Source organism: Mameliella sp. AT18 (assembly GCF_028807275.1).
Taxonomy (GTDB): domain Bacteria; phylum Pseudomonadota; class Alphaproteobacteria; order Rhodobacterales; family Rhodobacteraceae; genus Antarctobacter; species Antarctobacter albus.
In genome coordinates, this window is record NZ_JARAMO010000273.1 from 1 (window position 1) to 3613 (window position 3613).

Consider the following 3613-nt stretch of genomic DNA (forward strand, 5'->3'; position numbering starts at 1 on the left):
GTCGGACCGGGGCTCTGCCCCGGACCCCGGAGGTATTTTTTGGCCCAAAGAAACAGGGGGCGCAGCGACCTGTTCGTCGCCGTGGATCGGAGTCGCGAGGTCTCAGCTGGGCTTGATCTCCCAGCGCGTCCCGAGATCGGCCAGCCCGGCACGGATCAGGTCTGACAGAACGTCCAGGTCGACCTTCGACAGCGCGCCGAGGTAGAGGCAGGACTTGCCCAGGCGGTGCGGCCCCAACCGTGACAGGACCTCTTGGAAGTCCGCGTAGCCAGGCATGATGTAGACCACCATATTGGCCTTGCGCGGTGCAAAGCCGGTGGCAAGGCTCTGGCCGGAATGCCCGCTGGCATAGATGTAGTCGTAGCGCCCGTAGCCCAGGATCGATGTCCCCCAAAGCACCGGCTGCCAGCCCGTCACCTCGCGGAAGAGCGCGTCCAGAACGCCTGCGTCCTCGCGGCGGCGCGCCGGTTCGACAGTGTCAAGGAAGGCCGCGACCGAGGTCTTTGAGGGCTGTGTCATCCGGTCTGCCATGCCCGCACCTCAGAAGTGGATCGCCCGACCCCAGGCGTCCAGAACGGATTCGTGCATCATCTCGCTCAGCGTCGGATGAGGGAAGACCGTCTGCATCAAGTCCGCCTCTGTTGTCTCCAGCTGGCGGCCGACGACGTAGCCCTGGATGAGTTCCGTCACCTCGGCGCCAACCATATGCGCGCCGAGCAGTTCGCCCGTCGTGGCGTCGAACACTGTCTTGACCAGCCCCTCCGGCTCTCCAAGCGCGATGGCCTTGCCATTGCCGATGAAGGGGAAGCGGCCGACCTTGACGTCATGCCCCTTGTCCTTGGCCTGCGCCTCGGTCAGCCCGACGCTGGCCACCTGCGGCTGGCAATAGGTGCAGCCTGCGATGCTGTCGGGGTCGACGGCATGTGGATGCTGCCCGGCGATCAGTTCGGCCACCATGACGCCCTCGTGGCTGGCCTTGTGCGCCAGCCAGGGCGCGCCCGCCACGTCGCCGATGGCATAGAGCCCCTCGGCCCCGGTGCAGCAGAAGGGATCGGTCACAACATGGGATTTCTCCACCCGGACGCCCAGATCCTCGAGTCCCAGCCCTTCTACATTTCCAACAATACCCACAGCCGAAATCACCGTATCCACGGTGATTTTTGACTTTTCCCCATTTTTATCCACATGCGCGACAACCGAGGCCCCGCCGCGCTCCAGCTTTTCGACCTTCGCACCTTCGTGGATGGTCATGCCCTGTTTTTCGAACTGCTTTTTCGCAAAAGCCGCGATCTCTGCGTCCTCGACCGGCAGGATGCGGTCCATGACCTCGACCACCGTCACCTCGGCGCCGAGAGTCTGGTAGAAACTGGCGAACTCGATGCCGATGGCGCCCGACCCGATCACCAGCAGTTTCTTCGGCATGTGGGGCGGGACAAGCGCGTGCTTGTAGGTCCAGACCTGTTTTCCGTCCGCCTCCAGCCCCGGCAGCTCGCGCGCCCGGGCGCCGGTGGCCAGCACCACGCTGCCCGCCTCCAGCAGATCTTCGCCCTTGTCGGTGGTGACATGCACCCGGCCCGGCCCATCCAGCCGCGCGGTGCCCATCAGGGTGGTGACCTTGTTCTTTTTCAGCAGGTGCCCGACGCCCGAGTTCAGCTGTTTCGCCACCCCGCGCGAGCGTTTGACCACCGCGTCCAGGTCATAGGACAGGCCCTCGGCCTTGAGGCCGAATTCCTGCGCGCGGTGCATCAGGTGGAATACCTCGGCAGAACGCAACATGGCCTTGGTCGGGATGCAGCCCCAGTTCAGGCAGATGCCGCCCATGTGTTCGCGTTCGACCACGGCGACGCTCAGCCCCAGCTGCGCGCCGCGGATCGCCGCGACGTAGCCACCCGGGCCGGCGCCGATCACCACCATGTCAAAGCGTTTCGCGCCCATGCCGTTCCTCCCCTGCAGGCCTTCGCAGGGGAGGCTAGCCCGTCACCGGGACAAGGGCAATCGGCAGCAGGCGCCGATCAGGCTGCCACGTCCGCCTGGAACTCGCGCAGAACGGCGCCATAACTGCCCTGCTCGAGAAAGCTCTGCTCGGGCGCGTTGGTCTTGCGCGACAGAACCTCGTTCCGATAGGGGAACCGGCCGAACCGGCGGATCACCTCGCGGTGCACGCGGGCGTGCAGCAGGTTGCCTTCGGCTTCGGGCATGCGCTCCTTGAACAGGCGCACGCAGCGGTCCTGGTCACACAGGTTTTCCGAATGCATCAGCGGCATGTAGAAGAACTGCCGCGCCGGCGGGTCGATCTTGAGATCCCAGCCGCGATGAATCGCCTGTTTCGCCGCCGCGCGGCCCACGTCGTCCGAGGCAAAGGCGCGTCGGTCATCCCGGAACATGTTGCGCGGAAACTGATCGGCCAGAAGGATATAGGCCAGCGCCCCCGAGGGATAGGTCAGCCAGAGGCCGTAACGGCCGTCCATGAGCCCTTCCCAGGCGGCGCCGAACCGCTCGGTGATCGCCGAATCCAATGCGTCGTCCTTTGCATACCAGCCCTCCGGGCCGACCTCGTCCAGCCAGAAGGCCAATATACTGTCGGGGGTGGTCATCTGTTTCTCCTCTTTCACCCTGTACTCTTCCCGCCACGAAATAATATTGCGCGAGGAATTACCGGTACCCAAATCACGAATTCTGTCAGGTTTTGACAGTCATTGCGCATCGGCCTCGTCTTCCTCTTGCTGGTCGATGAAATATTCCTGCGCCACTTCCAGGGCGACCGGAGTCGACGAGGGCATAACCGGAGCATAAGCGCCGGTATCCTCGACCGAGGGCGCGGCCCGCTGGGTCATCCGGTACAGCGCGTAGAGCGAAACCAGCGCCAGCAGGGTGAAGATCAGCAGGAAAAACCCCTGCGGGCCGGCGCGTTCCATGACCCAGCCGATGATCAGCGGGCCGGCGATGGCGCCCAGCCCGTTGACGAACAGCAGCCCGGCAGATGCGCTTGCCATATCCTCGTGGTTCAGGAAGTCATTGGTGTAGGCAATCAGCAGCGAATACAACGGGTTGGAACAGCCACCGATAACAAAGGCCGCCGCGACCAGCACCGCGAAGGACCCGCCCGAAACGGTCGCCAGTACCGCCGCACCGGCTCCGCAGGCGGCCACCAGCATGATCAGCCAGCGCCGGTCGACCCGGTCGGACACCCAGCCCAGCGGATATTGCAGCACCAGCGCGCCGACATAGAAGGAGGCCACGAAGATCGAAATCTGGGTCAGTTTCAGCCCCACTTCGGTCGCATAGACCGCCGCCATGCCGAACTGCGCCGCAAAGACGCCGCCCAGCAGGAACATCCCGACCATGCCCAGCGGCGACACGCCGTAGAGCTCACGCAGGGTCATCGGCTTGGAGGACTCAAAGGCCGGGGTTGGTGAAATCGACAGCAGGATCGGCGCGAATGAGATCGAAACCAGCACCGAGGGGATCACGAAAAGCAGGAAACCGCTCACGTCCGGGATCACCAGCAGAGCCTGGCTGACGATGATGCCCGCCATTTGCACAATCATGTAGGCCGAGAGCGTCTGGCCGCGCGTCTCGTTGTCGGCGGCATTGTTCAGCCAGCTTTCGGCGG

General features: G+C 64.3%; 4 protein-coding genes. All 4 read right to left on the reverse strand.

Annotated features, from left to right (window positions below):
• Nucleotides 1–102 precede the first annotated feature (102 nt).
• Nucleotides 103–531 (reverse strand): DUF1801 domain-containing protein, encoded by a 429-nt coding sequence (locus PVW46_RS22560; RefSeq protein WP_069208776.1) that lies wholly within the window; start codon nucleotides 529–531, stop codon nucleotides 103–105.
• 9 nt (nucleotides 532–540) lie between these two features.
• Entirely contained in the window at nucleotides 541–1935 is a 1395-nt protein-coding gene (gene lpdA / locus PVW46_RS22565) for a dihydrolipoyl dehydrogenase (protein ID WP_069208775.1), read from the reverse strand.
• Between the two features lie 77 nt (nucleotides 1936–2012).
• Nucleotides 2013–2594 (reverse strand): DUF924 family protein, encoded by a 582-nt coding sequence (locus tag PVW46_RS22570; protein WP_043143360.1) that lies wholly within the window; start codon nucleotides 2592–2594, stop codon nucleotides 2013–2015.
• Between the two features lie 99 nt (nucleotides 2595–2693).
• On the reverse strand, nucleotides 2694–3613 hold a 920-nt coding region (locus PVW46_RS22575), incomplete at its 5' end, for an MFS transporter (protein WP_274577750.1).